Source organism: Actinophytocola oryzae (assembly GCF_004364325.1).
Classification (GTDB): Bacteria; Actinomycetota; Actinomycetes; order Mycobacteriales; family Pseudonocardiaceae; genus Actinophytocola; species Actinophytocola oryzae.
The window spans coordinates 92,185-117,609 of record NZ_SOCP01000023.1 but is presented as its reverse complement, the minus strand read 5'-3'; the positions used below and the strand labels follow the sequence as shown (position 1 = coordinate 117,609).

27 protein-coding genes are annotated in these 25,425 nt (G+C 71.4%); 16 read left to right on the top strand and 11 right to left on the bottom strand.

Annotation, left to right across the window (positions count from 1 at the left end):
* Position 1: 1 nt before the first annotated feature.
* Positions 2-1,123, bottom strand: coding sequence for an AMP-binding protein (locus tag CLV71_RS41050; protein WP_166664467.1), 1,122 nt, complete (start codon positions 1,121-1,123; stop codon positions 2-4).
* Between the two features lie 60 nt (positions 1,124-1,183).
* On the opposite strand from CLV71_RS41050, the gene CLV71_RS41045 reads away from it, so the two are divergent.
* The 6 genes from CLV71_RS41045 to CLV71_RS41020 are packed head-to-tail and all read left to right on the top strand — an operon-like array spanning position 1,184 to position 5,214.
* A complete protein-coding gene (locus CLV71_RS41045; RefSeq protein ID WP_133908352.1) occupies positions 1,184-1,561 on the top strand; it encodes a polyketide cyclase / dehydrase and lipid transport in 378 nt (125 codons plus the stop codon).
* Positions 1,561-2,346, top strand: a complete 786-nt coding sequence (locus tag CLV71_RS41040; RefSeq protein WP_133908351.1) for a metallophosphoesterase family protein — start codon at positions 1,561-1,563, stop codon at positions 2,344-2,346. The genes CLV71_RS41045 and CLV71_RS41040 overlap by 1 nt, the downstream gene beginning before the upstream one ends.
* Positions 2,347-2,373: 27 nt before the next feature.
* Positions 2,374-2,811: an SRPBCC family protein gene (locus CLV71_RS41035; protein WP_133908350.1), complete on the top strand. Its 438-nt coding sequence runs from the start codon at positions 2,374-2,376 to the stop codon at positions 2,809-2,811.
* Between the two features lie 20 nt (positions 2,812-2,831).
* Positions 2,832-3,935, top strand: coding sequence for an ArsA family ATPase (locus CLV71_RS41030; RefSeq protein WP_133908349.1), 1,104 nt, complete (start codon positions 2,832-2,834; stop codon positions 3,933-3,935).
* Positions 3,932-4,270 carry a hypothetical protein gene (locus tag CLV71_RS41025; protein WP_133908348.1) on the top strand — a complete coding sequence of 113 codons (339 nt, stop codon included), beginning with the start codon at positions 3,932-3,934 and terminating at the stop codon, positions 4,268-4,270. The genes CLV71_RS41030 and CLV71_RS41025 overlap by 4 nt, the downstream gene beginning before the upstream one ends.
* Complete coding sequence (locus CLV71_RS41020; protein WP_133908347.1) at positions 4,267-5,214, top strand: ROK family glucokinase; 948 nt, start codon at positions 4,267-4,269, stop codon at positions 5,212-5,214. Before CLV71_RS41025 ends, CLV71_RS41020 begins: the two co-directional genes overlap by 4 nt.
* 71 nt (positions 5,215-5,285) lie before the next feature.
* Here CLV71_RS41020 and CLV71_RS41015 read toward each other — a convergent pair whose 3' ends face one another.
* The gene (locus tag CLV71_RS41015) at positions 5,286-5,828 is read right to left on the bottom strand and encodes a hypothetical protein (RefSeq protein ID WP_133908346.1); all 543 of its coding nucleotides are present in this window, start codon (positions 5,826-5,828) and stop codon (positions 5,286-5,288) included.
* Positions 5,829-6,067: 239 nt separating this feature from the next.
* Between CLV71_RS41015 and CLV71_RS41010 the strand changes: the two genes are divergently transcribed.
* From CLV71_RS41010 to CLV71_RS40995, 4 genes are all read left to right on the top strand, one after another.
* Positions 6,068-6,835, top strand: a complete 768-nt coding sequence (locus CLV71_RS41010; protein WP_133908345.1) for a lysophospholipid acyltransferase family protein — start codon at positions 6,068-6,070, stop codon at positions 6,833-6,835.
* Between the two features lie 13 nt (positions 6,836-6,848).
* Entirely contained in the window at positions 6,849-7,352 is a 504-nt protein-coding gene (locus CLV71_RS41005; protein WP_133908344.1) for a polyadenylate-specific 3'-exoribonuclease AS, read from the top strand.
* A 100-nt stretch (positions 7,353-7,452) separates the two neighbouring features.
* Entirely contained in the window at positions 7,453-8,478 is a 1,026-nt protein-coding gene (locus CLV71_RS41000; protein ID WP_133908343.1) for a 6-phosphofructokinase, read from the top strand.
* A 164-nt stretch (positions 8,479-8,642) separates the two neighbouring features.
* Positions 8,643-10,013, top strand: coding sequence for an amidase family protein (locus CLV71_RS40995; RefSeq protein WP_133908342.1), 1,371 nt, complete (start codon positions 8,643-8,645; stop codon positions 10,011-10,013).
* A 4-nt stretch (positions 10,014-10,017) separates the two neighbouring features.
* Here the strand turns inward: CLV71_RS40995 and CLV71_RS40990 are convergent, their stop codons facing one another.
* Positions 10,018-10,467, bottom strand: coding sequence for a group II truncated hemoglobin (locus CLV71_RS40990; protein WP_133908341.1), 450 nt, complete (start codon positions 10,465-10,467; stop codon positions 10,018-10,020).
* 89 nt (positions 10,468-10,556) lie between these two features.
* Between CLV71_RS40990 and CLV71_RS40985 the strand changes: the two genes are divergently transcribed.
* From CLV71_RS40985 to CLV71_RS40975, 3 genes are all read left to right on the top strand, one after another.
* The gene (locus CLV71_RS40985) at positions 10,557-11,945 is read left to right on the top strand and encodes a class II 3-deoxy-7-phosphoheptulonate synthase (protein ID WP_133908340.1); all 1,389 of its coding nucleotides are present in this window, start codon (positions 10,557-10,559) and stop codon (positions 11,943-11,945) included.
* 79 nt (positions 11,946-12,024) lie between these two features.
* A complete protein-coding gene (locus tag CLV71_RS40980; RefSeq protein WP_133908339.1) occupies positions 12,025-12,834 on the top strand; it encodes a class I SAM-dependent methyltransferase in 810 nt (269 codons plus the stop codon).
* Positions 12,834-13,358 carry a TetR/AcrR family transcriptional regulator gene (locus CLV71_RS40975; RefSeq protein WP_133908338.1) on the top strand — a complete coding sequence of 175 codons (525 nt, stop codon included), beginning with the start codon at positions 12,834-12,836 and terminating at the stop codon, positions 13,356-13,358. The genes CLV71_RS40980 and CLV71_RS40975 overlap by 1 nt, the downstream gene beginning before the upstream one ends.
* 15 nt (positions 13,359-13,373) lie before the next feature.
* Here the strand turns inward: CLV71_RS40975 and CLV71_RS40970 are convergent, their stop codons facing one another.
* Entirely contained in the window at positions 13,374-15,536 is a 2,163-nt protein-coding gene (locus CLV71_RS40970; RefSeq protein WP_243867281.1) for a Stk1 family PASTA domain-containing Ser/Thr kinase, read from the bottom strand.
* 172 nt (positions 15,537-15,708) lie between these two features.
* On the opposite strand from CLV71_RS40970, the gene CLV71_RS40965 reads away from it, so the two are divergent.
* Complete coding sequence (locus CLV71_RS40965) at positions 15,709-16,080, top strand: Rv2175c family DNA-binding protein (RefSeq protein ID WP_133908337.1); 372 nt, start codon at positions 15,709-15,711, stop codon at positions 16,078-16,080.
* Here CLV71_RS40965 and CLV71_RS40960 read toward each other — a convergent pair.
* From CLV71_RS40960 to CLV71_RS40935, 6 genes are all read right to left on the bottom strand, one after another.
* On the bottom strand, positions 16,062-16,742 hold the full coding sequence (locus tag CLV71_RS40960; RefSeq protein ID WP_133908336.1) for a MauE/DoxX family redox-associated membrane protein: 681 nt from the start codon (positions 16,740-16,742) through the stop codon (positions 16,062-16,064). The genes CLV71_RS40965 and CLV71_RS40960 overlap by 19 nt on opposite strands.
* Before the next feature lie 4 nt (positions 16,743-16,746).
* Positions 16,747-17,025: a hypothetical protein gene (locus CLV71_RS40955; protein ID WP_133908335.1), complete on the bottom strand. Its 279-nt coding sequence runs from the start codon at positions 17,023-17,025 to the stop codon at positions 16,747-16,749.
* A 13-nt stretch (positions 17,026-17,038) separates the two neighbouring features.
* Positions 17,039-17,515 carry a hypothetical protein gene (locus tag CLV71_RS40950; protein WP_133908334.1) on the bottom strand — a complete coding sequence of 159 codons (477 nt, stop codon included), beginning with the start codon at positions 17,513-17,515 and terminating at the stop codon, positions 17,039-17,041.
* Positions 17,516-17,692: 177 nt separating this feature from the next.
* A complete protein-coding gene (locus tag CLV71_RS40945; protein ID WP_133908333.1) occupies positions 17,693-19,090 on the bottom strand; it encodes a hypothetical protein in 1,398 nt (465 codons plus the stop codon).
* Positions 19,091-19,156: 66 nt separating this feature from the next.
* Positions 19,157-20,677: a phytoene desaturase family protein gene (gene crtI / locus CLV71_RS40940; RefSeq protein WP_133908332.1), complete on the bottom strand. Its 1,521-nt coding sequence runs from the start codon at positions 20,675-20,677 to the stop codon at positions 19,157-19,159.
* Positions 20,678-21,778 carry a polyprenyl synthetase family protein gene (locus tag CLV71_RS40935; protein WP_243867279.1) on the bottom strand — a complete coding sequence of 367 codons (1,101 nt, stop codon included), beginning with the start codon at positions 21,776-21,778 and terminating at the stop codon, positions 20,678-20,680.
* Between the two features lie 87 nt (positions 21,779-21,865).
* On the opposite strand from CLV71_RS40935, the gene CLV71_RS40930 reads away from it, so the two are divergent.
* Positions 21,866-22,768 carry a methylenetetrahydrofolate reductase gene (locus CLV71_RS40930; RefSeq protein WP_133908331.1) on the top strand — a complete coding sequence of 301 codons (903 nt, stop codon included), beginning with the start codon at positions 21,866-21,868 and terminating at the stop codon, positions 22,766-22,768.
* Here the strand turns inward: CLV71_RS40930 and CLV71_RS40925 are convergent.
* Complete coding sequence (locus CLV71_RS40925) at positions 22,765-23,436, bottom strand: DUF3153 domain-containing protein (RefSeq protein ID WP_166664466.1); 672 nt, start codon at positions 23,434-23,436, stop codon at positions 22,765-22,767. The two genes, CLV71_RS40930 and CLV71_RS40925, sit on opposite strands and share 4 nt — an antisense overlap.
* 76 nt (positions 23,437-23,512) lie before the next feature.
* On the opposite strand from CLV71_RS40925, the gene CLV71_RS40920 reads away from it, so the two are divergent.
* A complete protein-coding gene (locus tag CLV71_RS40920; protein ID WP_133908329.1) occupies positions 23,513-25,156 on the top strand; it encodes a DUF885 domain-containing protein in 1,644 nt (547 codons plus the stop codon).
* The last annotated feature ends 269 nt before the right edge of the window (positions 25,157-25,425 follow it).

The following is a 25,425-nucleotide window of genomic DNA, read 5'->3' as shown; positions in this document are numbered from 1 at the left end:
TCTACACCGGTGCGGTCAGCTCGTGTACCTCGATGCCGATGCCCCGGTAGAAGTTCACCCGACTGATGTCGAGCGGCTCACCGGACGTGAACGCCGCGACGCACCGGCCGCCGAACGACGCCCGCAGCTTCGGGTACACGACCTTGCTCGCCACCACGTGCTTCAGCCGCAACGCGAGCGGCGCCCGGTCACCGGCCGCGCCGTAGGACACGGCCACCGACTCGGCCGTGTCGAACACGGCCATGTTGCCCTCCGCGTACGCCTTCGACCGCGCAGCGTCGTGGAAGCGGCCGAGCAGCTCGGCGTCCGCCACGATCACCCTCGGCCGGAACACGCCGAGGTCGGTGAACAGGTCGTCCGCGTCGGGGACGAGACCGAGCGTCGTGCGGGTGTACACGCACGCCAGCGTCACCACGCGGGTCGGCAGGTCGGCGGGCGCGAGCAGCACCAGCAGCGAGTTGCCCGACCGCAGCAGCGCGGGATGTGCGCCGATCGTGGCACGCACGGCCGCGAGAAGGTCGCCGTGCGTCAGCTCGCTCCGCTTCGGGTGATCCCCGTCCGGGTACGCGACCGTCGCGATGTCCTCGGTGCGTACCGACAGCCTGCGCTCGTGGGCGCGGTCGTCGTAGATCTGGGTGCCCAGTGCCGTCAGCTCGGGCACCGCGGCGGGCACGTCCTCGGCGAGGTCGCCCGACCCGGCCACGCCGCCGTCGAGCTGCCACACCCACACGATCTCGGGCAGCCGGTCGACCACCCGCCGGACCGTCTCGCGGTGCTCCGGGGTCTCGACGACCACGCCGCACGCGCCGGAGTCCGACAGGATCCACTCGGCCTCCGCGGGCGTCGCGGTCGCGGCGATCGGCACCGTCACGCAGCCGACCGACCAGCAGGCGAACTCGAACAGCGACCACTCGTAGCGCGGTCCGGACAGCAACGCGATCCGGTCACCCGGCCGCAGACCCGCGGCGATCAGGCCCTTCGCCAGCTCGAGCACCTGGGTGGCGAACTCGCGGGTGGTCACGTCCACCCACGAGCCGCCGAGGCGCCTGCGAAACCCGATGGTCGCGCCGAACCGCTCGGCGTTGGCCCAGACCATGTCGGTGAGGCTTTCCTCGTCGGTCACCCAAGGAACGTAGCGCGCCGAGGCGTGCGGGGCGTTTCCGGGCCGTGACATGCTGCGTACGTGCCAGAAGTAGACGTGATCGACGAGACCTTCCTCGCCGTGCCGCCGTCGTCCGTGGCCGCCGCCTTCGCCGATCCGGGTGCCTGGCGCCGGTTCTGGCCCGATCTCGACCTCGCGGTGTACGCCGACCGGGGCGAGGAGGGGCTGCGCTGGACCGTGCGCGGCGGGCTGGTCGGCACGATGGAGGTGTGGCTGGAGCCCGTGCTGGACGGCACTGTCCTGCACTACTTCCTGCGCGCCGACTTCCCGCCCGGCGCCACCGGCAGACCGCTGAAGGAGATCAGCAGGCGCCAGCGCGCCGCGAAGGCCGTCGCGCTCGAGCTCAAGTTCGTGCTCGAGGACGGCAGGCCCCCGGGCGTGGCTCCCGGGAGGGTGTGATGCGGGTCCACGTGGTGTCCGATGTGCACGGCAACGCCGAGGCACTCGCGCGGGCCGGGGACGGCGCCGACGCGCTCGTCGTGCTCGGCGACCTGATCGACTTCGTGGACTACCACGACCACGGCCGCGGCATCCTCGGCTCGATCTTCGGCGCCGACAAGGTCCGCGAGTTCGCGCGGCTGCGTCGTGAGCACCCGGCCGAGTTGCCCGCGTTCGCCCGCGCGCTGTGGGGGTCGGTCGGCGACCCCGCCGCGATCGTCGAGGAGGCCGTGCGCACCCAGTACGCCCGCCTGTTCGCCGCGATGACCGCCCAGACCTACGCGACGCCCGGCAACGTCGACACCCCCGACCTGTGGCCGGAGTTCACGCACCCTGGCGTGCGGATGCTCGACGGCGAGGTCGTGGAGATCGGCGGGCTGCGGTTCGGGTTCGTCGGCGGTGCGCTCCTGCCGCCCGGGATCGCCACCCGCAGGCCCGGCGTGTTCCGGCCCTACCTGCGCACCGAGGACGACTTCGCGACCGGGGTCGCCGCGCTCACCGACGTCGACGTGATGTGCACGCACGTCCCGCCGGACCTGCCGGAGCTGACCTACGACGTCGTCGCCCGCCGCGCCGAGTTCGGCTCGCCGTCGCTGCTCGACCTGATCCACAAGCAGCAGCCGCGCTGGGCCGTGTTCGGGCACGTGCACCAGCCGCTCACGCCGAGGACGCGGGTCGGGTACACCGAGTGCGTCAACGTCGGGCACTTCCAGCGGACGGAACGGCCCTACGTGCTGCGCTGGTAGGGCCTACGCTCGGGTAACCTGCCGGGCATGGCCGACGAGTCCACTCAGTCCATCGTCGTCGACGCACCCCCCGCGGACGTCATGGCGGTGATCGCCGACTTCCCGGCGTACCCGGAATGGGCGAACGCCGTGAAGAGCACCGAGGTGCTCGACGAGCTCGAGGGCGGCCGGGCACGCGAGGTGAAGTTCACGCTCGACGCGGGCCCGTTCAAGGACGTGTACACGCTCGCCTACGACTGGGCCGCCGACGGGCTTCGGGTGGACTGGCACCTCGTCAAGGGGCAGATGCAGAAGGCGCAGCAGGGCCAGTACCTGCTCACGCCGGAGGGCGACCGGACCAGGGTGACCTACACGCTGTCCGTGCAGCTCGCCGTGCCGATGATCGGCCTGTTCCGCCGCAAGGCCGAGAAGATGATCATGGACATCGCGCTCAAGGAGCTGAAGCGCCGGGTGGAAGGCGCGTAGCCGACGCGATGGAGAGGCCGGTGCGGATGCTGCTGTTCACCGGCAAGGGGGGCGTCGGCAAGACCACCCTTGCCGCGGCGACGGCCGCCCGTCTCGCGGTCGGCGGGCACAAGGTGTTCGTCGTCTCGGCCGACCCCGCACACTCGCTCGGCGACGTGTTCGGCGTGCCCGTGTCGGCCGATCCGTCCGAAGTGGACACCTGCCTGTACGCTGCGCACGTCGACGCGCGTGGCCTCGCGGACCGTTCGTGGCAGGCGATCCGGCGTGAGATCCGGGGTTTCCTGCCCGGTCTGTCCGATGTGGACGCCGCAGAGCTGACCGTGCTGCCGGGCGTCGACGAACTGCTGGCACTGACGGAGGTGGCCAGGCTCGCCGCCGACGGGCCGTGGGAGGTCGTGGTCGTCGACTGCGGCCCGACCGCGGAGACGTTGCGGCTGCTCGCACTGCCGGAGGCGATCGGCGGATACCTGGAGCGGTTGTCCGTCGGCCGCCACCTCGCCGACCGGGTGGGCGCATTGCGGGACGTGCTCGTCGACCCGGCGCGGACGTCCGTGCGGCTCGTGCTCACGCCCGAGCGGATCGTCGTCGCCGAGACCCGCAGAACCCTTGCGGCACTGGCACTTCGGGGTGTGCGGGTCGACTCCCTCGTCGTGAACCGGTTGGTGCCGAAGGCAGGCCGTTGGCGCGGGCCTGCCGCGAGCTGGCTGCGGGTGCGACGCGCGGAACAGGAGGCGGTGTTGTCCGAACTGGACGCCTCGATGACGCTGCCCCTGCGCCGGGTCGAGCACCGCGCGGCCGAACCCGTTGGCGTGCGGTCATTGCTGGGCCTGGCGGACGAGCTGTACGGCGAGACGGACCCACTGGAGGGAGCCGGCCCGTACGCCACCCCGCTGCTGTCCGTGCGATCCGCGCCGGGCGGCTACGAGCTGACCGTGACGCTCCCGCTCACCGACGAGTCCACCGTGGAGCTGGCGAGGGTCGGCGACGAGTTGTCCGTCACGGTCGACGGCGTCCGCAGGCTGGTCGCGCTCCCCGTGCTCCTGCGCCGCCACGAGGTGACCGACGCGACGACCGGACCCGACGGCTTGGTCGTGCGTTTCGAGGCGGGAGGATCACCAGCGTGAGCACTGAGCCGGGTAGCCGGCTGGCCGAGGAGCTGCGGCTCCTGGTCGAGGCCGTCGCCGAGCGGGGCGGGCCGTGGCTGGACCGCGTCGCGAGTGCCGAGGTGTCGGGCAGCTGCGCGTGGTGCCCGCTGTGCGCGGCCGTCGCGCTCGTGAAGGGCGAACCCAACACGCTTGCCGGCCGAGGACTCGACGCGGCCGCCGACGTCGTCGCGCTGCTGCGGGCCGTGCTCGCCGACCGGTGGGAGCCCGGGGTCTCGCACATGCCGGGCTTCACGCCCGAGGAGAGGCCGTCGCCGAAGGTCCAACACATCCCAGTCCGGCGGGAGTACCGTTGAGGGCCAAGACCACGATCGGCGTCGACATCGGGGGGACGAGCGTGCGTGCCGGCGTCGTCGACCGGCACGGGAACGTCCTGGACACCGCCCGCGCGCCGACACCGACGGGGGAGACCGCGCTGGAGGACGCGATCGTCGCGGCGGTGGGCGGGCTCGCGGCCCGCCACCGCGTCATGGCCGTCGGCCTCGCGGTGGCCGGGTTCGTCACCACCGACCGCCGCTCGGTCATGTTCGCGCCGCACCTCGCGTGGCGGGACGCACCCGTCGCCGACCGGATCTCACGGCGGCTGGAGCTACCGGTGGTACTTGAACACGACGCGAACGCGGCACTGCTCGGCGAGCACCGGTTCGGCGCGGCACGCGGGGCGAGGGTGGCACTGCTGGTGGCCATCGGCACGGGCATCGGTGGCGGCCTGCTGCTCGACGGCGAGCTGTTCCGCGGCGCCCACGGCGTGGCACCGGAGCTGGGCCACCTGCGGCTGGTGCCGGACGGCCGGGCGTGTCCGTGCGGGAAGCAGGGCTGCTGGGAGCGCTACTGCAGCGGCACGGCACTGAGCGCCACGGCGGTCGAGCTGCTGGCACGCCATCCCGGCCGCTCGACGGTCCTCCTACGCGACGCGATGGACTCCAGGGCCATCACGGGCCGAAAGGTGGCCGCGGCGGCGCGAGAGGGCGACCCACTGGCCCAGCGGGCGATGTCGGAGCTGGCGAAGTGGCTCGGCGAGGGCCTGGCGCTGGCGGCGGACATCTACGACCCCGAGATCGTGGTCATCGCGGGCGGCGTGTCCGAGTCGGCCCCCCTGTTCCTGGACGACGCCCGCGACCACTACAAGAAGATGATCACCGGCGCCGGCTACCGCCCCCTGGCCCGCATCCGCACAGCCCAGTTGGGCGACGACGCGGCCCTGGTAGGCGCCGCCACCCTGGCCGCCGACAGCTGCTGACCCAAAACGCACTGAAGGCGTCCTTCGTAACGTCCAGCGTAAGGAAGGCGTCCTTCAGTGCGGTCCACCAGCTAGATCTGGGCGCCGTCGTCTCGGGCGTTCGGGTCCTTCGGGTTCTGGCGGATGCGGAGCAGGAGCATGCCGCCACCGCAGGTGACCGACAGCAGGGCGATCGGGGTGGCGATGCGTGCGTCCAGGCCGACCAGCGTCGGGATGATCAACAGTATGACCCCCAGCACGATCAGCACGAGGGCGACGACCGTCAGCGGGCGCAGCTTCGGCAGCGGCGGCGGGTCCGGCGGCACGTAGTGGTCCTCGTCGGTGCCCCAGGACCAGTCCCACTCCGCGTCGTGGCCGCGCCACGCGTCCGCGCGGGACGGGCCGCCGGGCGGCGGGGCCGGCGCGGTGCCGGTGCGGCCCAGCGACGACGGGCCGGACGGATCGAGCGAGCCGAATCCGGCAGGCGGCGTACCGTCGGGATCGTCGGTGACCGGTAGCTCGGATGTGTCCGTTAGGTCATCCAAGTCCGGAATGGTCCGGCCGACGCCTTCGCGCCGCAGGTCCGCAACGATCTCCGCGAACGCGGCGTCCACGTCGTCAGGCCGGTCGGACACCCAGGCCTCCTCGGTCCACGAGCCAATGGGCAGGTGCTCACGGCCATGGTCGCACGAACTGAGCCGTCCATGGCCGCATCTTCCCCTCCATGTTTACTCGTTGGGTACGGTGGACGGTTGGGAGAGTTAGTCCTGTTACATGTTCCGACAATCGGGTGGCGAAGCATTGTGCGCGCCCACCACCCTGCATACGCTCGACAAACGCGTCGGGCGAACCAGAAACGGAGGCACGGGAAGCGGTGCTGTACTTCGTGATGAAGTGGGTGTTCATAGGGCCGCTGCTCAGACTCTTCTTCCGGCCGGCGGTCGAGGGACGGGAGAACATCCCGCCCAAGGGGGGTGCGCTGCTCGCCAGCAACCACCTCGCCGTCGCGGACTCGTTCTTCCTCCCGCTCATGCTGTCCCGCCGCGTCACCTTCCCGGCCAAGCTGGAGTACTTCACGCAGGCGGGTGTCAAGGGCAAGCTCAAGAAGTGGTTCTTCACCGGCATGGGCCAGATCCCGATCGACCGGTCCGGCGGCGCCGCCGCGCAGGCCGCGCTCGACACGGGCATCCGGTTACTCCGTGAGGGCCACCTGCTCGGCATCTACCCGGAGGGCACCCGTTCCCCCGATGGGCGGCTCTACAAAGGTAAGACCGGCCTCGCCCGCATGGTGCTCGAGGCCAAGGTCCCGGTCGTGCCCGTCGCGATGTTCGGCACCGACAAGGCCAACCCGATCGGCTCCAAGATCTGGCGCCCCCACAAGATCCGCATCAAGATCGGCAAGCCGCTCGACTTCTCGCGCTACGAGGGCCTGGCGGGGGACCGCTTCGTGGAGCGGTCCATCACCGACGAGATCATGTACGCGCTGATGGAGATGTCCGGCCAGGAGTACGTGGACGTCTACGCCGCGAAGGCCAAGGAGCTCATGACCGCGCAGGAGGCCGGAGAGCCCGCCAACCTGCCCAAGCAGGAGCGCCGCACGGCCCGCGAGGCCGACCGCATCCCGGAGACCGAAGCAGGCTGAATAGGCTGACCGGGTGAGGTTTTTCTACGATACCGAGTTCATCGAGGACGGAACGACCATCGACCTGGTGTCGATCGGTGTCGTGGACGAGAACGGGCGCGAGTTCTACGCCGTGTCGACGGAGTTCGATCCGGACAAGGCGGGCCAGTGGGTGCGGGAGCACGTGCTGGACAAGCTGCCCTCGCCCGCGGACCCGGCCTGGTGCGACCGCGCGACCATGCGTGACCGGCTCCTGAGGTTCCTGAACCGGGGCCGGGACCGGGTGGAGCTGTGGGCGTGGTTCGCCGCGTACGACCATGTCGCGCTCGCCCAGCTGTGGGGTGACATGCCCGCTCTGCCGCGCGAGCTGCCGCGCTTCACCCGCGAGCTGCGCCAGCGCTGGGAGGACGTCGGCAAGCCGCACCTGCCGCACCCGCCGAGCGACGCCCACGACGCCCTCGCCGACGCCAGGCACAACCTCGTGCGCTGGCGGGTGATCGAGGCCGAACGGATGAAGAGAGGGTTTCCCGTGAGTTAAGCGGGGGCGCCTTGCTGCACCGATCCAGAAGATGGCACGCTACGGGCGAATAGACCCAGACGGGACCTCAGCTCTAGCGGCCGGTTGGAGGATCGAGCACATGCGCGTCGGATTGCTCACAGGTGGCGGTGACTGCCCAGGACTCAACGCGGTCATCCGCGCCGTGGTCCGCAAGGGCATCGAGGCACACGGGTGGGAGACGGTCGGGTTCCGCAACGGCTGGCTCGGGCCCATCGAGGGACTGACCAAGCCCATCGGGCTCGACGACGTCGAGGACATCCTGACCCGGGGCGGCACGATCCTCGGCTCGTCGCGGACCAACCCGTACAAGGTCGAGGGCGGCGTCGACCGGATCAGGGAGAACCTCGCCGAGCTGGGTGTGGACGCCCTGATCGCGATCGGCGGCGAGGACACCCTCGGTGTGGCCAAGCGGCTCACCGACGACGGCATCGGCGTGGTCGGCGTGCCGAAGACCATCGACAACGACCTCGGCGCCACCGACTACACGTTCGGCTTCGACACCGCGGTGCACATCGCGACCGAGGCCATCGACCGGCTGCGCACCACGGCCGAGTCGCACCACCGCGCGCTCGTCGTCGAGGTCATGGGCCGCCACGCCGGCTGGATCGCACTGCACTCCGGCCTCGCGGGTGGCGCGAACGTCATCCTGGTCCCGGAGCGTCACTTCAGCGTCGACCAGGTCGTCGACTGGGTGAAGCGGCGGTTCGAGCGTGAGTACGCCCCGATCATCGTCGTCGCCGAGGGTGCGCTGCCCGAGGGTGGCGAGGAGAAGCTGCTGACCGGCGAGAAGGACTCCTTCGGGCACGTCCGGCTCGGCGGCATCGGTACCTGGCTCGCCGAGGAGATCGCGCAGCGGACCGGCAAGGAGTCCCGTGCGGTCGTGCTGGGGCACGTCCAGCGCGGTGGCACGCCGACCGCGTACGACCGCGTGCTCGCCACCCGCTTCGGCCTGCACGCGGTGGACGCCGTGCAGGACGGCGACTTCGGGGTGATGGTCGCGCTGCGTGGCACCGACATCGTCCGGGTGAAGCTCGCCGAGGCGACCGCCGAGCTGAAGACCGTGCCGCTGGAGCGTTACCAGGAGGCCGAGGTCTTCTTCGGCTGATCTGGTCCGCCTCCCCGCGATTTCATGTGTGGGTCGCGTCGCGTCGAAGGTTCCGCTGCCGAGGCGGATCGTGGCTGGGTGCCGTCACGTTCCCCTGAGGTATCTGCTCGTCGGCGCGGACTTCAGCACAAAGATGCGGGGCGCAGGCACTAGTGTTCGTCCGCATGGACATCGAGGAGCTGTTGTGGGCCGGCGCGGACAGGCAGGCCGCCGCACTGCGCGACGGTGACGTGTCCGCGCCCGACCTGCTCGAGGCGGTGCTGACGCGGCTCGAGGCGGTCGACGACAAGCTGAACGCGTTCCGTGTCGTCTGGCCCCACCACGCGCGAGTGCAGGCGGTGGACGCGCAGCGGCGGCTCGACGCCGGTGAGCGCACGCCGTTGCTAGGCGTGCCGGTCGCGGTGAAGGACGATCAGGACGTCATGGGCGACGTGACCGCCATGGGCGGCCGCCCGCAGTTCCCGCCCGCTGAGGCGGATGCCCCCGGTGTGGCCAGGCTCCGGGAGGCGGGCGCGGTGCTCGTCGGCCACACGCGGACGCCGGACCGCTGTCTGTGGCCGTTCACCGAGACCCTCACCTACGGCGCCACCCGCAACCCGTGGGAGCTGAACCACACGCCGGGCGGCTCCTCGGGTGGCTCGGCCGCGGCGGTGGCCGCGGGCATCGTGGGTGCCGCGACCGGGTCCGACGGTGGCGGCTCGGTCCGCATCCCCGCCAACTTCTGCGGTCTGTTCGGCCTGAAGACCACCCGCGACCTGATCAGCATGGGCGACGAGGAGCACTGGCACGGTCTGGCCGGTGTCGGTCCGCTCGGCCGCAGGGTCGCCGACGCGGGCGCGATGCTGGACGTGCTGGCCGACGAGCCGGGCGGCTACCGCGACGCCGTGGACGCCGACCCCGGCAAGCTGCGGATCGCGATCTCGCTGCGCAGCCCGCTCGGTCCGACCCCTGTCGAGCGGCAGCGAAAAGAGGCGGTCCAGCTGGTCGCCGACCGGCTGAGCGTGCTCGGCCACGAGGTCGTGCCCGCCGAGCCGCCGCTGGGGCCCAGGGCGAGCCAGCAGTTCATCGTGCGGTACCTGCGCGGGGTGGCCGACGACGTCGCACAGCTGCCGCACCCCGAGTGGCTGGAGCCACGCACGCGGCGCATCGCGGCACTCGGGCGACGTGTGCCGGACGGGGTGCTGGCCAAGACCCGCGCTGCCGAGTCGGTCCTCCACTCCGCGATGGCGCCGTTCTTCGCCGACTACGACGTGATACTGCAGCCGGGCTGGACGGCACGGCAGCCACGCGTCGGCCGCTTCCACGGTGCGGGCGCCTCCCACACGCTCGGTGCCGTGTCGATGGGCATCGCGTACTACCCGACGTGGAACGTGCTGGGCTACCCGGTCGCCGCGCTGCCCGCGGGCTTCGACGACTTCGGCCTGCCGTTCGGCGTCCAGCTGGTGGGACCGGCGGGCTCGGAGGCACGGCTGTTGTCGCTGTCCGGTCAGTACGAGCGCGCCCACCCGTGGGCGGACCGCAGGCCGGCGCTGTAGGTCCTCAGCCCTGCCACGGCGGCTTGGCCCAGTCCCAGGTCGGCATCTCCTCCGGCCCGGGGGTGTCCGCACCCGGGGCGGAGAAGACGACCGCGAGTCGGCTGCCCCACTCGAGGTAGCCGACGAACGACGCGCGGAACTCGGGGTCGGTGGGCAGCCCGACCTCGTCCGCGGTGTCGACGAGGAGGTTCACCCAGCGGCGCCGCTGCTCCTCGGTGATGGCCCGGCCCGCGTGCCTGGAGATCATGTGCGCGTGGCCGCCCCTGGCGCTCGAGTAGGCCTTGGGGCCGCCGAACACCTCGCCGACCCAGGCGGCGACGTGCTGGGCGTGGTGGGGGTCCATGTGCGCGAACAGCGGCGCCAGCAGCGGCTCGTCCGGCACCTTCTCGTAGAAGCGGCTGAAGAGTTTCTCAAGGGCCGGCGCGCCGCCGAGCCACTCGTAGAGCGTGGGCATGAGGCCAACGAACCACGATGTGGTGAAGCGATCAAGAAGGCTCCGCCGTCGGCGTAAACGCGGGGAACAGCCGGGGCTACGCTTGTGTCGTGAACTGGACCGTTGACGTGCCGGTGGACACCCTTCCCGAGCTTCCGCCGCTGCCGCCGGCGTTGCGTGCCCGCCTCGACGACGCCCTGTCGCGGCCTGCCGCGCAGCAGCCCGAGTGGCCCGACTCCGAGCAGGTGCGGCAGGTGCGCACCCTGCTGGAGAGCGTGCCGCCGGTCACCGTGCCCAACGAGATCGACCGCCTGCGCGAGCAGCTCGCCGAGGTCGCCCGCGGCGAGGCGTTCATGCTGCAGGGCGGCGACTGCGCCGAGACCTTCGTCGACAACACCGAGCCGCACATCCGGGGCAACATCCGCACGTTGCTTCAGATGGCCGTCGTCCTCACCTACGGCGCCAGCATGCCCGTCGTGAAGGTCGGTCGCATCGCGGGCCAGTACGCCAAGCCGCGCTCGAACGCCATCGACGCGCTCGGCCTGCCGGTCTACCGCGGCGACATCATCAACTCGCTGGTCAAGACCCCCGAAGCCAGGGTGCCCGACCCGAGTCGCATGATCCGCGCCTACGCGAACGCGGGCGCCGCGATGAACCTCGTGCGGGCGCTGACCGCGGCCGGGATGGCGGACCTGTCGAAGGTCCACGAGTGGAACAAGGACTTCGTCAGCAACTCGGCCGCGGGTGCGCGGTACGAGGCGTTGGCCACCGAGATCGACCGCGGCCTGCGGTTCATGCAGGCGTGTGGCGTCGAGGACTCGTCGCTGCACTCGACGGAGATCTTCGCGAGCCACGAGGCGCTGCTGCTGGACTACGAGCGCGCCATGCTCCGCATGGACACCCGCGAGTCCGACCCGCGCCTGTACAACCTCTCTGCGCACTTCCTGTGGGTCGGGGAGCGGACCCGCCAGCTCGACGGCGCGCACATCGCGTTCGCCGAGCTGCTGTCCAACCCGATCGGCCTCAAGATCGGCCCGACGACGACTCCGGAGCTCGCGGTCGAGTACGTCGAGCGCCTCGACCCGCACAACACGCCCGGCCGCCTGACGCTGATCAGTCGCATGGGCAACGGGAAGGTGCGCGAGGCGCTGCCGCCGATCGTGGAGAAGGTGGAGGCGTCGGGGCACCGGGTCATCTGGCAGTGCGACCCGATGCACGGCAACACGCACGAGTCGCCGACCGGCTACAAGACCCGTCACTTCGACCGGATCGTGGACGAGGTGCAGGGCTTCTTCGAGGTGCACCGCCGCCTCGGCACGCACCCCGGCGGCATCCACGTCGAGCTGACCGGCGAGGACGTCACCGAGTGCCTCGGCGGTGCCCAGGACATCTCGGACGCGGATCTCCACGGCCGCTACGAGACCGCGTGCGACCCGCGGCTGAACACCCAGCAGTCACTCGAGCTGGCGTTCCTGGTCGCGGAGATGCTCCGCAGCTAGGACCCGGGACAGGCCGGCCGTCGACGGGCCGGCCTCTTTCGGACGTTGACAAAAACGAACGTTCATTCATTATGGTGTCATGCGCACCGCCAGCCGCACCGCCGAGCACGTCGCCCTGTTCCGCGCGCTGGAGACCCGGCGTCGCGACCGCCTCTTCGCCGACACCTACGCCACCCGCTTCCTGCCGGCGCGCTACCGCTGGCTGGTGCGGGCCGCCGCCGTCCCGCCGGTCGGCCACGGCATCGCGCGGCTCATCGACCACCTCCACCCGGACGGGCCGCGCATGTCCGCCATCGCCCGCACCCGGCTCATCGACGACCTCCTCGCCGACGCCGAACCCGAGCAGGTCCTGATCCTCGGCGCAGGCTACGACAGCCGCGCGCACCGCCTCCCGCGCATCCCCACCACCTACGAGGTCGACCACCCCGCCACCCAGGAGGCCAAGCGCCGGCTCGTGGCCGACACTCCCCACGTGCACTACATCGCGGCCGACCTCAACGACGAGAACCTGGCCGATGTCCTGACGAAAGCCGGTTTCCCAAGTAGATGCACGGCCGTCGTCTGGGAAGGGGTAACCAACTATCTCACCGACGCGGCGGTCGACCGGACACTCCGCGACCTGACGAAAACCACCGCTCCCGGCAGCACGGTCATCCTCACCTACGTCGACAGGGCCGCTCTCCGGGCCGACACCACCTGGCACCGGACCGTCGCGGACGTCGGCGAGCCGTGGACGTTCGGCCTGCACCCGGCCGAGGTCGGTGACTACCTGACCGAGCGCGGACTCGACCTGGTCGGCGACCTGTCCACTCGGGACGCCGCGATCCGGTACCACCGAAGCGATCCGGCCGCGGACTTCTACCGGATCGCCTGGGCGGTGGTCGGGTAGTGCCGAAGGTCAGCGCGGAACACCTGGCGAACCGGCGGCGGCAGATCCTCGACGCCGCCGCGAAGTGCTTCGCCGACAACGGTTTCCACCGAACGTCCATGCAGGACATCGTGAAGGGGTCCGGGCTGTCCGCCGGGCTCATCTACCGCTACTTCACCGGCAAGGACGACATGATCGCCGCCATCGTCGAGGAGTGGCAGACCCGGCGCACGGCCACGCTCGGGGCGGCCGACCTCGACACCGGCTTCCTCGATCTACTCCGGACGATCGCGGGTGAGGAGTCGGCACAGGAACGCAACCTCAGCATGCAGGCCTGGGCGGAGACCGTCCGCGAGCCGAGGATCCGTGCCCTGGCACGCCAGGGCGTCGACGACACCGTGCGGGCGTTCGGGGACACCGTGCCGGAAAGCGTCGTCCGCGTGGGCATCGCCATCTACCAGGGCCTGCTGCTGCAGGCGTCCTGGGACGACACCCTCGACGTCGAGGCGTTCGTGGAGTCGGTCCGCGGGCTCATGGAGCGTTGAGCGGACCGACTCACGTCACCCGAACAGGTACAGGGTCACCTTCGTGCCCGCCGCGACCCTGGAGTTCCCGCCGGGGGACTGCTGGAACACCCTGCCGCCGTCCCCGCCGCCGCCGAACGGGTGCTGGACGTCGACGTCGAGCCCCAGCTCCTGGAGCGCGCGCCGGGCGTCCTCGCCCCGCTGGCCGTTCAGGTTCGGGACCGTGACGGCGTTGGACAGCGTCACGGTGACCTTGCGGTCGTCCCCGTTGATCTTCGTGCCCGCCTCCGGGTCGGTGCGGATCACGTGGCCGCCCTCGACGTCCTGGTCGAACGTCGCCTGCCCCTCCACCGGCTGGAATCCGTCGTCGGTGAGCTGCTGGAACGCGTCGTCCCGGGACTGACCCCGCACGTCGGGCACCGGCTTGGGTGCGCGGCCCTTGCTGACGACGATCACGACCCGCTGGCCGAGGTTCACCACGGTGCCCGGCTGCGGGTCGGTAGTGACGACCTTGTCCTTCGGCACGGTGTCGGAGTAGGTGTTCTCGCGGTCGTCGTAGTCCGGGGTCAGGCCCTGGTCCTTGAGCAGGCTCTCGATCTCGGCCTTGTCGGCGCCCGCGCGGACGTCCGGCACCTTCGGCTTGCCCTGCGACACGACGACCGTGACCTGGTCGCCCCGCAGCACCTCCTGGCCCTTGTCCGGCTCGGTGCGGATCACCACACCCGCCGGGACCGTGTTGTCCCGCGCGACCTCGACGTTCGGGTTGAGGTCGTTGTCCGTGAGGATCTGCTGGGCCTCCGCCGACGTCCTGCCCGCCACCGAGGGCACCGTGCGGTAGCGCCCGGAGGTGAACCACCACGTCGTGGTGCCGACGAGCGCCAGCACGACCACCCCGATCACGGCCCACATCACGATCTGGCCGGTCCGGTTCTTCGGCTTGGGTGGCGGGACGGGCCGCTTGGGGCGCGGCCGGTTCGGCGGCGGCTGCGGCGACTGGTAGGCGAACCCGCCGGAGGGGGGACCGACGGGCGGCACGTACTCGGTCGCGGCGTTGGCCCGGTCCAGGTCGGTACGCAGCATCGCGCGCGTGCCCTGTGGGCCGATCGGCCGGAACCCGGCGGGTGCCTGCCGCACGATCGTGGCGTTGGCTACCGCGGGCATCCCCGAGGAGACCGGCTGCCCGTGCGCGACCGTCTGCTCGGTCGTCGTCTCCGCGGGCAGCTCGGCGAGGTTCGTGCCGCCGTTCAGTGCCGCGGCCCGCTCCACCGGCGTCACGGGGATCGTGCGGTCGGACACGGTCGGCGCGGGCACCGGCACGGCCACCCGCTGCGTGCCGAGCATGATCCGCAGCTTCTGCACCTCGGCGAGGAACGCGGCGCCGTCCGCGGGCCGCTGCGACTGGTCGCGACGCGTCGCGCGGACCACGAGGTCGTCCAGCTCGGCCGGGATGCCCGGCACGAGCGTCGACGGGCGCGGCACGTCGTCGTTCACGTGCCGGTAGGCCACCGAGATGGCGCTGTCGCCGGTGTAGGGCGCGGCGCCGGTCAGCGCCTCGAACATCACGACACCGGCCGAGTACACGTCCCCGGCCGAGGACGCCGCACCGGTCGTGACCTGCTCGGGGGAGAGGTAGGCGACCGTGCCGAGAATGACGCTCGCACTGGTGGTTCCCGCACTGTGCACGGCTCTGACCAGGCCGAAGTCGCCGACCTTGACGGTCGCGCCGCTCTCGCCCGCGTGCCCGATGAGCACGTTCTCCGGCTTGACGTCGCGGTGCACCAAGCCGACGCGGTGCGCGGCCGACAACGCGGCGAGCACCGGCTCCATGATCGCGAGCGTCGTCGGCACGTCCAGCGCGCCGCGCTCGTTGATCAGGTCGCGCAGCGTGCCGCCGTCGACCAGCTCCATCACCAGGTACACGAGGTCCCCGGCCACCGACCTGTCCACACCCTGGTCGTGCACCGCGACCACGTTCGGGTGATGGATCTTGGCCGCGGACCGCGCCTCCCGCTCGAAGCGGTCGACGAACGCTCTGTCGTCCGCGAAGCGCTCGTCCATTACCTTGATCGCGACCCGCCGGTCGAGCCTCGTGTCCAACCCGCGGTACACCGAGGACATGCCACCGCGGGCGAGCAGCGCGTCGACCCGGTACCGCTGCTCCAGCAGCGCACCGAGCAAGCCGACTCCCCTTTCGTCCACGTCCGTGATGGTACGGAAGCGTGTGGCGCCGGCGAGCGGAAGCGGTCGATTTGGGCACGGGTTTCCGAGGTAAGACCAGTTCGCCGCTCACCGGCGAGCGGAGCGAGCCAAATCGATACCGCTACGGAAATCGGTGGGCGCGGTCACACGATCCTGTGGCATCGTTGCGGGTGTGAGTGCGATTCCCTCCGCCACTGATGTGCTGGGCTCCGAGGTCGAGGTACTGCCCCTGCCCGATGTCGCCGACCGGTTGGCGCTACCGGTCACCAAGGTCCGCCAGGCTCTGCGAGACGGCCAGCTGCTCGCGGTCCGCAGGGACGGGGTGCTGAGCGTGCCGACGACCTTCCTCACCGAAGACGGCCAGATCGTGAAGGGCCTGCCCGGCACGATCACGGTGCTCGCCGACGCCGGCTTCTCGCCGGACGACATGCTCCGCTGGCTGTTCGAGCCGGACGACACGCTGCCGGGAGGCACCCCGATCGGGGCACTGCGTGCCACGGGCGGCCGCGAGGTCAAGCGGAGGGCTCAGGCACTGGCGTTCTGAGCGGAGCCCGCGTCCCTGAGTGCGTGCTCCTCGGTCAGCGCGTCGAGGTAGCGCCGCCGCTGGGCGCCGGTGCCCGCGTGCACGAACCCGAGGAAGAAGGCGAGCCGGGCCGCCGCGCGGCCACGACGTGTCGGCGCGGCCCGCATCTCGAGCCTGCGGGCCACCTTCGCCGAGCGGACGGGCGCCACCCGGCCACCCGCGACGGTCACCACCAGGGTGACGGCCAGGAACGCCGCCGCCCAGCCGACCGCTGCCCAGCCGTAGTCGGTCGACCACCCGGACACCGCCAGCAGGCCCGCACCGGCGGCCAGGACGCCCGTGCGGGCCAGTTCGGCTCCACCGGCGGGTCCTTCGGTCAGCGAAGCCCAGCAGCCGCAGGAAGCGCCCTTGCGCACCGCGGCCACCACGAACCCGAGGAACCCCAGGAACGTCACCAGCACCGCGAGACCCACGACGGTTCCGCCGAGCACGACGACCGCCCCGGCCAGCACCAGCTCCCACATCCCGAGCAGCTGGCCCGCGAAGCGCAGCGTCGGCTGCGACGTCGTGCGCCGGACGAAGACACGGCGAAGCGCCCCGGCGACGTGCTCGGGGCGCCACAGCTTGGGTAGGCCGGCGCAGGCCAGGAGAACGGCCAGCGCCAGCGCCACACCTTGGGTCACGAGGTCACAGCTTGTCGTAGCAGTCGTAGATGATCGCGATGAGCGTGCCGAGCCCGGCACCGGCCGCCGCGGCCGCGATGGCCTCGGCCGCCGCGACGCCCGCGGCGGCGAGCGCCCGCGTCAGCAGGGCACCGCCCCACTCGGCCGCCGCGATGATCATGTTCTTGATCGTGTCCGGGAGGTTGTCCCAGATCTCCTTGAACTGCGTTACCGCGTCCTCGCCCGCCTCGTAGAGGATCTGGCCGTCCTGCCCGGCACATGCGGTGAAGTCATCCCAAGACATCGGTCATCTCCCCTCAGGCCGAGGCCTGCTCGAGTGCCTCGCCGGTCGCCTGCAGCGACTCGCCGAGGGTCTTGTCGGTCGCGGCGAACGCCGTCACCAGCGGGTCGTCCGCGTTCACGACGCCGACGGTCGGGTCGGCCAGCAGCGTGTCGGCGCCCTCCTGGGACAGCGCGTCGACGACTGCCTTGCTGACGTCGTCGAGCGAGTCGTACCAGTCGCTCAGGTGGTCGTACATCTGCTGGACGTAGCCCGCGTCGGCGTTCTCCGGCGCGATGTCGATGCCCTGCGAGCTCAGCGCCTCGTGCAGGCCGTCGCCGCCCTCCTCGTCGGCAGGCTGCCACTGGCTGCCGTCCCATTTCCACTTGCCGTCCTCGGAGAGCTGGCCGACCTCGGTCGACCCACCCCCGTCCTCCGGCACCGGCTGCCAGTCGGAGCCGTCCCACCAGTACTTGCCGTCCTCGGAGAGCTGTGCTCCGTCTGGCACCGTCATCGAAGTTCCTCTCACGGCGTCGGGCCACGACCTCCGTGGCCCTACCAGCGAGGATGGCCGTTGTGCGCGGTCTTGCGCAGTCGCCGTGGAACGGGTTAACGGGAGCCCCGAGCCACCCCAAAGGGCAGCGCGGAGGACGCCACTCGGGCAGGGCCGCGAAGCAGGCCTCGTCGAGCTCTACTTCGTGCAGCCCACCCACTGCCCGGCCGGGCACTTGCCCTTCTCCTGCACGTAGGCCGCGACCTGCTGGTTGACCAGGCCGTAGGCCGACACGGCGTTCGGCGTCGTGGTCACGAGCGAGTACGTGCAGGCCGACCTCGTGAGCCCGAGGCAGGCCCGCAGCTGCTCCTTGGCGTTGTCCCGCCAGTACCGCGCCGAGGTCACGCCGTACTTCCACACGCCGTCGGAGTTGCCGATCTCGTACACGGCGAGCCCGGTGTCCGACTCCTTCTTGTCCTTCGCGTCGGCGGGCTTGGCCGTGGCGAGCTCGTCGAGCGCCTTCACGTCCGGCGGGTCGGCCAGCGCGAGCGCGGTCCACACGGCACCGTACGGGTGCGTGCCGGGCACCGAGTTGGCCCGCTGGAAGAAGCTCACCCACTGCGGCGAGTTGATGGCACAGCTCATCGAGGCCGACGCGCCGGGCGCGAGCGGCTCGGAGACCTGCTCGCACGTGCCGAGCGGCGCGTTGTCGCCCGTCCAGTCGGCACGCAGGTGGACCTTCACGGCCTTCTTCGCCGGGTTGGTGACGTCCACGACGAGTGTGCAGCTCGGCGCGCCGCACGCGTCGAACCGGTTGCCGCCCTGGGAGATCGAGGTGAGCGCGTCGACCGCGGTGCCCAGCTCGTTCTTCGCCTGAGCCGAGAGGTCGGTGTAGGTCTTGGCGATGTTCGCAGACCCGTCGGTCACCGCGACGGACACGTTCTTGGCCTTGGTGTTCTCCGCGGAGCCGATCTCGTCGAGCGCGATGCTGACCACGCCGTGCGGCGCGTCTTTCGCGAGGTAGACCGTGCCGCCCTCGACCGGGACCTCGATGGCCTGGACCGCCCCGACCTGCTTGGTCTGGGTGGTCAGCTCGGTGTCGGCGCCCTTGGTCGCCTTGCCCGCGGTCTGCGCGACCACGTCCGGGGTGAAGATGTCGGCGAACTCCACGCCGAGCAACACGGTCGGCAGCTTCACCCAGCGGTTGCCGAGCGCGGTCCCGTCGCCGGAGGTGACGCCGAACCTGCCCGCCATGGCGGCCCAGAACTCGGGCGCACCCTTCAGGAACAGGGTCTTGTCGAGCACGACGACGTTCGCGCCGAGGCCCTGGACGGTGATCGTGCCGAAGACCTCGCCGCTGCTGGTCGCGGTCACGTCCACGGTGAGGTCGGCGCCGTCGGAGGCCTTCAGCGTGCCCTGGTAGCGCACGGCGGCCGACTCGGCGAAGCTCTCCAGGGCCGCCGAGGTCGCCTCCGCGGTGGTGAGCGGGCCGATCTCGACCCCCTTCGCGCTGCCGGAGACCTCGTTCGTGCATGCGGTCAGCCCGAGCACGCCAGCGGCGAGCAGTACGGCTAGGCGGCGTGCTGTTCTGGCCATCGTGCTACTTCCCATCCGGGCGCGTCCGTGGTCTGTTCGGCGTATGCCCGGGAGGAGTATCCCAACTCACCGGACGGCCATGTGCCGGGATCGCCTGATCACCTGACGACGGCCTGCCCCGACCACCCGCAGCGCGGCCAGCCTGCCGGAGACCACGACCGGCGGGATGCCGACACCCGGCGTCGTGCCGCACCCCGCCAGCACGACGTTCGCGGCGCCCCGGACCAGGTTGCGCGGTCGGAACGGGCCGGTCTGCGCGAACGTGTGGGCCAGTGAGAACGGTGTGCCCGCGGCGAGCCCGGCGCCTGCCCAGTCGGCGGGCGTCACCAGTCGTTCCACCTCGACGGCGTCGTCGAACCCGGTGAGACCGCGCCGCTCCAGCACTCTGCCCAGCTCCGCGCGGTAGGCGGGGCCGACGCGTGCCCAGTCGATGGGCCCGGTCTCCAGGTTCGGGCACGGCGCGAGCACCGACACGACGTGCCGTCCCGAGGGGGCGAGGCCGGGGTCGGTCGCCGTCGGCCGCGTCACCAGCAGCGACGGGTCGCTCATGAGCCTGCCGCGACGCAGGATCTCGTCGAACGTCCGGTCCCACGCGTCGCCGAACAGGATCGTGTGGTGGTCGAGCGCAGGCCACGTCCGGGTCACGCCGGCGTGCAGCACCACGGCGGACGGCGACCAGCGTGGCCGCAGCGGCCTGCGTGGCGCCATGCCGAGCAGCCGGTAGGAGACCGGCAGGTCGGGGGTGAGCACGACGGCGTCGCACGGGATCCGCTCGCCGTGCGTGGTGCGCACGGCCGTGACCCGGTCCCCGCGCCGCTCCAGCCATGCCGCGCCGGTCGAGACGCGGACGTCCGCGCCCGCGTCGGTCGCCGCGGCGGCCATGGCGTCGGCGACCGAGGCGACCCCGCCACGCGGGTGGTACACGCCCGCGACCGTGTCCATGTAGGCGATCACGGCGTACGCGGCCAGTGCCTGCGCGGGCGCGACACCCGCGTACAGGGACTGGAACGAGAGCAGCCGCCGCAGCCGCTCGTCGGCCAGGAACGTGCCGATCCTGGGACCGAGCCTGCCGAACCCGCCGAGCACGGCGAGCCGGGCGAGGGCGGGGGACACCAGGTCGAGCGGCGAGTCGAAGTTGGCGCCGATGAACGTGTCCCGCTGCACCCGGTACAGCTCGGTGAGCCACGCACGCAGGCGCCGGTAGCCCGCCGCCTCCCCCGGCCCCGCGACGCGGCGCACCTCCGCCTCCATGGCGCCCGCGTCGGTGTGCACGGCGATGGTGCTCCCGTCGGCGAACCTCGCGCGGTAGGCCGGGTCGAGCCGGGTCAGCTCGACCCGGTCGGCCAGCGACGAGCCGACGGCGGCGAACGCCTCGTCCAGCAGCTCGGGCATGGTCAGCACGGACGCGCCGGTGTCGATCCGGTAGTCACCCAGCCGGTCGCCACCGGCGCGGCCGCCGACGTGCGGCGCGGCCTCCAGCACGGTCACCCGCCTGCCAGCACCGAGCAGGTGCAGTGTCGCGGACAGGCCGGACAGCCCGGCGCCGACCACCACGACGTGGTCGGTCGGGCCGTCCAGGCCCCGCATTCAGCGGTCCCGCCGGGTCGCGGCGATCGCGAGGTCGGCGAGCCTGGTGCGGCCCGGCTCGGTGAGCCCGGAGGTCTCCAGCGCGGCGAGCCCGGAGGTCGTGAGGCGCTCGATCCGCCGCTCCAGCTCGTCGACCGCGCCGACCTGGACGAGCAGCTCACGCACCCGGTCGATGGTCTCCCGCGTCAGCTCGGGGTCGCCGAGCGTGCCCCGCAGGTGCTCCGCGTCGGCGTGCCTGCCTGCCTCGTCCGCGTAGCGCAGTCCGAGCGACACGAGCAGCGTGCGCTTGCCCTCCCGCAGGTCGTCGCCGACGGGCTTGCCGGTGACCTCGGTGTCGCCGTACATGCCGAGCAGGTCGTCCCGCAGCTGGAAGGCGATGCCGATGTCGGTGCCGAACGTGCGGACCGCGTCGACGGTGTCCTGCCCGGCCCCCGCGAGCGCGACCCCCATGTGCAGCGGCCGTTCGACGGTGTACGCGGCGGTCTTGAGCCGGGCCACGCCGAACGGGCGGTCCTCCGACTCGTCGCCCTCGGCCTGGGCCAGCACGTCGAGGTACTGGCCCGCGAACATCTCCGAGCGCATGGTGAGCCACGGCTCGCGGGCGGCGCGGCGCATCTCGTCGGACAGGGGCGCGCCGGTGAACATGTCGTCCGCCCACGCCAGCGCGATGTCGCCGAGCAGGATCGCGGCGGCCATGCCGAAACGCTCCGGCTCGCCGAGCCACCCACCCGCGCGGTGGGCCTCGGTGAAGCGGACGTGCACGGTGGGCTTGCCCCGCCGCAGCTCGGAGGCGTCCATGAGGTCGTCGTGGACGAGCGCGCAGGTCTGGATCAGCTCGAGCGCGCTGACCGCGGTGAGCACGGCCTCCGCACGCGGCCCGGTGCCCTCGCCACCCGCCGCCCGCCAGCCCCACCAGGCGAACGTGGGGCGGATGCGCTTGCCACCTCGCAGCGCGAAGTCGGACAGCGTGTCCACCGCGGCGGCGAACGTCTGTGCCAGCTCGGGCAGCTCGCCGCGCCGCTGCGCGAGGTAGCGCCTGAGCAGGACCTCGACGTGCCGGTGCACTGCGACGTCGATCTCGCCGTCGATCTCCAGGGTCACGTGCCTATCGTGCGTGTTGGGCCCGCGCTATGCATCGGCGGGGTGTCCTTGAGGCCGCGTGTAGGCCCGATCACTACCCTTGTTCACATGACTAAGGTCGTGGATCGCATTCCTGGTGACCGGCCGGTGTTCTCGGTCGAGTTCATGCCTCCGCGCGACGACGCGGACGAGCTGCGCCTGTGGAACTCCATCCGGTCCCTGGAGGGTCTCGACCCGGCGTTCGTCTCGGTGACCTACGGCGCGGGTGGCTCCGGGCGCGACCGCACGATCCGCACCACCGGTCGCGTGGTGACCGAGACGACGCTCGTGTCCATGGCGCACCTCACCGCCGTCGACCACTCGGTCGCCGAGCTGCGCAACGTCATCGGCTGGTACGCCTCGCTCGGCATCCGCAACGTCCTCGCCCTGCGTGGCGACCCGCCCGGCGACCCCAACGGCGAGTGGGTCAGGCACCCCGAAGGGCTGAACTACGCCGAGGAGCTGGTGCGCCTGGTCCGCTCGCTCGGCGACTTCTGCGTCGGCGTCTCGGCGTTCCCGTACGGCCACCCGCGCTCCGCGGACCTCGACACCGACACCAGGTACCTGGTCAGCAAGCTCCGTGCGGGCGCGGACTTCGCTATCGCCCAGCTGTTCTTCGAGGCGGAGGACTTCCTGCGCCTGCGTGACCGCGTCGCCGCGGCAGGCTGCGAGACCGTGCTGCTGCCCGGCGTGATGCCGCTGACGACCCCGAGGATCCTCAGCAAGACCGTCGAGCTGTCCGGCGAGGAGGTCCCCGCCGCGCTCGTGGCACGCATGGACCGGTTCACCGGTGACCCGAAGGCCTTCCGCGAGGAGGGCATGAACGTGACCACCGAGCTGTGTGAACGCCTGCTCGCCGAGGGCGTGCCGAGCCTGCACTTCTACACGTTCAACCGTGCGAAGGCGACCAAGGAGATCGTGGTCGACCGGCTGGGCCTGGTGCCTGGTCGCAAGGCCCAGCCGGTCGCCTAGGTAGTCGCCTGCGCCCGGTCGGAGCTTCGGCTGCGCCGGTGGGCGATCAGCGCGAGCAGGGTGGCGATGATCGCGGCCAGCAGGGCTGCGCCGCCGACCAGCAGCGCCCACCGCACCCACGAGCCGTCGTCGTTGGTCGAGTACTGGGCGATGGCGTCGAACTCGGTCACCGCGCCGGGGTTGGGTGACCAGCTGACCGTGCCGTCGTCCTCGTCGCCGTTCGTGCGGCTCACCGACCCGGGGAACGCGACCTTGATCTGGACGTCCGCGCGGTCCTTGGGCAGCTGCGTGAGGTCGATGGACCCGGCGAGCGTCACGACGTTGCCTGCCCTGCGCAGCGACAGCCGGTACTGCTTGGCCTCGGAGATGGTCTGCACGAGCTGTGTCACGTCGACGAACCGCAGCTTGGAGAACGTGATCCGCTGACCGACGTACTCGCCGTCGACGTACTTCTCCGTGCGGACCCGGTCCGACAGCTCCGGCGGGATGGTCAGCGTCGGCCCGTTGTCCTGGTCGCTGGCCCGGACCGAGGCGACGATCAGGTCCCCGGACACGCGGTCGTCCGGGGACACGGCGAGGGCCGCGTGCACCCGGAGACAGCCGGACAGCGAGCACACCAGCACGCCGAACAGCACGAATAACCGAACGACCCTGAATGCGCTGCGCACCGCGCCATCCTGCCAGCACACCTCGTCGTGGCGAAATCCTGTGCTCGTCGCCCGATCAGTGGGTACCGTCCGCGCCATGACCGTGCACCGGATCGCCGACTCCTTTGTAGACCAATACGTAGAGCTGTCACCGACTGTGGCCACGGCCCTGGGTGTGCCGGGCTACGACGACCGGTTGCCGGACCTGTCCCCGGACGGCTGCGCGGCACGCAACGAGTTGGCCAGGAAGGCCCTGGCGGACATGGCGGCGGCCGAGCCGGCCGACGACCGCGAGCGGGTGGCGAAGGCGGTGTTCACCGAGCGGCTCGGCGTCGACGTCGAGCTGTACGACGCCGGACTGGTCGAGGGCGACCTGAACGTGCTGGCCAGCCCGCCGCAGGACCTGCGGGAGACGTTCGACCTGATGCCCGCCGAGACGGCCGAGCACTGGGCGACCATCGCGACGCGCCTGTCCCGCATGCCGGAGGCGGTCGCCGGCTACCAGGCAGGCCTGAGCCACGCGGCCGCACGCGGGCACGTGGCCGCCCGCCGCCAGGTCGAGAAGGTCGCCACGCAGTGCGCCAGGTGGAGCGACGGCTTCTTCACCGAGTTCGCCGCCGGTGGCCCGGACAGCCTGCGCGCCGAGCTGGACGCCGGTGCCGCCGCCGCGTCGCAGGCGTACGCGGACCTCGCGGAGTTCCTGCGCACCGAGCTGCTGCCCAAGGCGCCCGCGAAGGACGCCGTCGGCGAGGACGCCTACCGGCTGCACTCCCGCCACTACCTCGGCGCGGCCCTTGACCTGCGTGAGGCCTACGAGTGGGGCTGGACGGAGTTCCTCCGCCTCGAGGCGGAGATGAAGGAGATCGCGAACCGCATCAGGCCGGGTGCCTCGCTGGTCGAGGCGGCCGAGGTGCTCGACGCTGACCCGCGCTACCAGGTGCGGGGCGTCGCCGAGTTCCGCGACTGGATGCAGAAGCTGTCCGACCAGGCACTGACCGACCTGCGTGGCGTGCACTTCGACATCCCGGACCCGATCATGCGGCTGGACTGCCGGATCGCCCCGCCCGGCGGCTCGGCGGGCGCGTACTACACCAACCCGAGCGACGACTTCAGCCGTCCGGGTGCCATGTGGTGGGCGCTGCCGCCGGACAAGGCCGCCTTCACCACGTGGCGCGAGCTGAGCACCGTCTACCACGAGGGCGTGCCCGGCCACCACATGCAGATCGCGACCGCCATGTACGAGGCGGAGCGGCTGAACAAGTTCCAGCGGATGCTGGCCTGGGTGCCCGCCTACTCGGAGGGCTGGGCGCTGTACGCGGAACGCCTGATGCGCGAGTTCGGCTACCTCACCGACGACGGCAACCTCTACGGGATGCTCAACGAGAACCTGTTCCGCGCGGCGCGGGTGATCATCGACATCGGCATGCACCTCGAGCTCGGGATCCCCGCTGGGACGGGCTTCCACGAGGGCGAGCGCTGGACCCCCGAACTGGGGCTGGAGTTCATGCTGACCCGCACCATCACCGAGCGCGAGCTGGTGGTCGACGAGGTCGACCGCTACCTCGGCTGGCCGGGCCAGGCGCCCGCCTACAAGCTCGGTGAGCGGCTCTGGCTGGCCGCCCGTGACGAGGCCAGGGCACGCAAGGGCGCGGCCTTCGACCTCAAGGCCTTCCACATGGAGGCGCTGTACCTCGGGCAGATGGGGTTGGACACCTTGAGGGAGTGCCTGGCCGCCATCTAGCCCAAAAAATCACGCCTGGGTAGTCGCATTCGACCAATCAGGTGACGAAAAAATCACAGCCGGCGACTCCTTCTCTACCCGGAAGGTGCGCTGGTGGCACCCGTCGGGGCCACCCCCGGTATCATGGTCAACTTCTCATTACCGCAGGTGACAGGCCTGTGTCATCTGGCAGACAGAGCCTCCCGGTGTCGTGCGCGGGGCGGCTCCCCGGTCCGATTTACCGCCCGTTCGGTGGGTCCGGGTGCTTGCCCGACGCGAGATAGTGGGAG

Bases quoted from the DNA above. Each gene is read 5' to 3' on its own strand.
- CLV71_RS41040 (WP_133908351.1), top strand. From the start codon at position 1,561: ATGCGGGTCCACGTGGTGTCCGATGTGCACGGCAACGCCGAGGCACTC.
- CLV71_RS41035 (WP_133908350.1), top strand. From the start codon at position 2,374: ATGGCCGACGAGTCCACTCAGTCCATCGTCGTCGACGCACCCCCCGCG.
- CLV71_RS41000 (WP_133908343.1), top strand. From the start codon at position 7,453: ATGCGCGTCGGATTGCTCACAGGTGGCGGTGACTGCCCAGGACTCAAC.
- CLV71_RS40995 (WP_133908342.1), top strand. From the start codon at position 8,643: ATGGACATCGAGGAGCTGTTGTGGGCCGGCGCGGACAGGCAGGCCGCC.
- CLV71_RS40990 (WP_133908341.1), bottom strand. From the start codon at position 10,467: ATGCCCACGCTCTACGAGTGGCTCGGCGGCGCGCCGGCCCTTGAGAAA.
- CLV71_RS40980 (WP_133908339.1), top strand. From the start codon at position 12,025: ATGCGCACCGCCAGCCGCACCGCCGAGCACGTCGCCCTGTTCCGCGCG.
- CLV71_RS40955 (WP_133908335.1), bottom strand. From the start codon at position 17,025: ATGTCTTGGGATGACTTCACCGCATGTGCCGGGCAGGACGGCCAGATC.
- CLV71_RS40950 (WP_133908334.1), bottom strand. From the start codon at position 17,515: ATGACGGTGCCAGACGGAGCACAGCTCTCCGAGGACGGCAAGTACTGG.
- CLV71_RS40945 (WP_133908333.1), bottom strand. From the start codon at position 19,090: ATGGCCAGAACAGCACGCCGCCTAGCCGTACTGCTCGCCGCTGGCGTG.
- crtI (WP_133908332.1), bottom strand. From the start codon at position 20,677: ATGCGGGGCCTGGACGGCCCGACCGACCACGTCGTGGTGGTCGGCGCC.
- CLV71_RS40930 (WP_133908331.1), top strand. From the start codon at position 21,866: ATGACTAAGGTCGTGGATCGCATTCCTGGTGACCGGCCGGTGTTCTCG.
- CLV71_RS40920 (WP_133908329.1), top strand. From the start codon at position 23,513: ATGACCGTGCACCGGATCGCCGACTCCTTTGTAGACCAATACGTAGAG.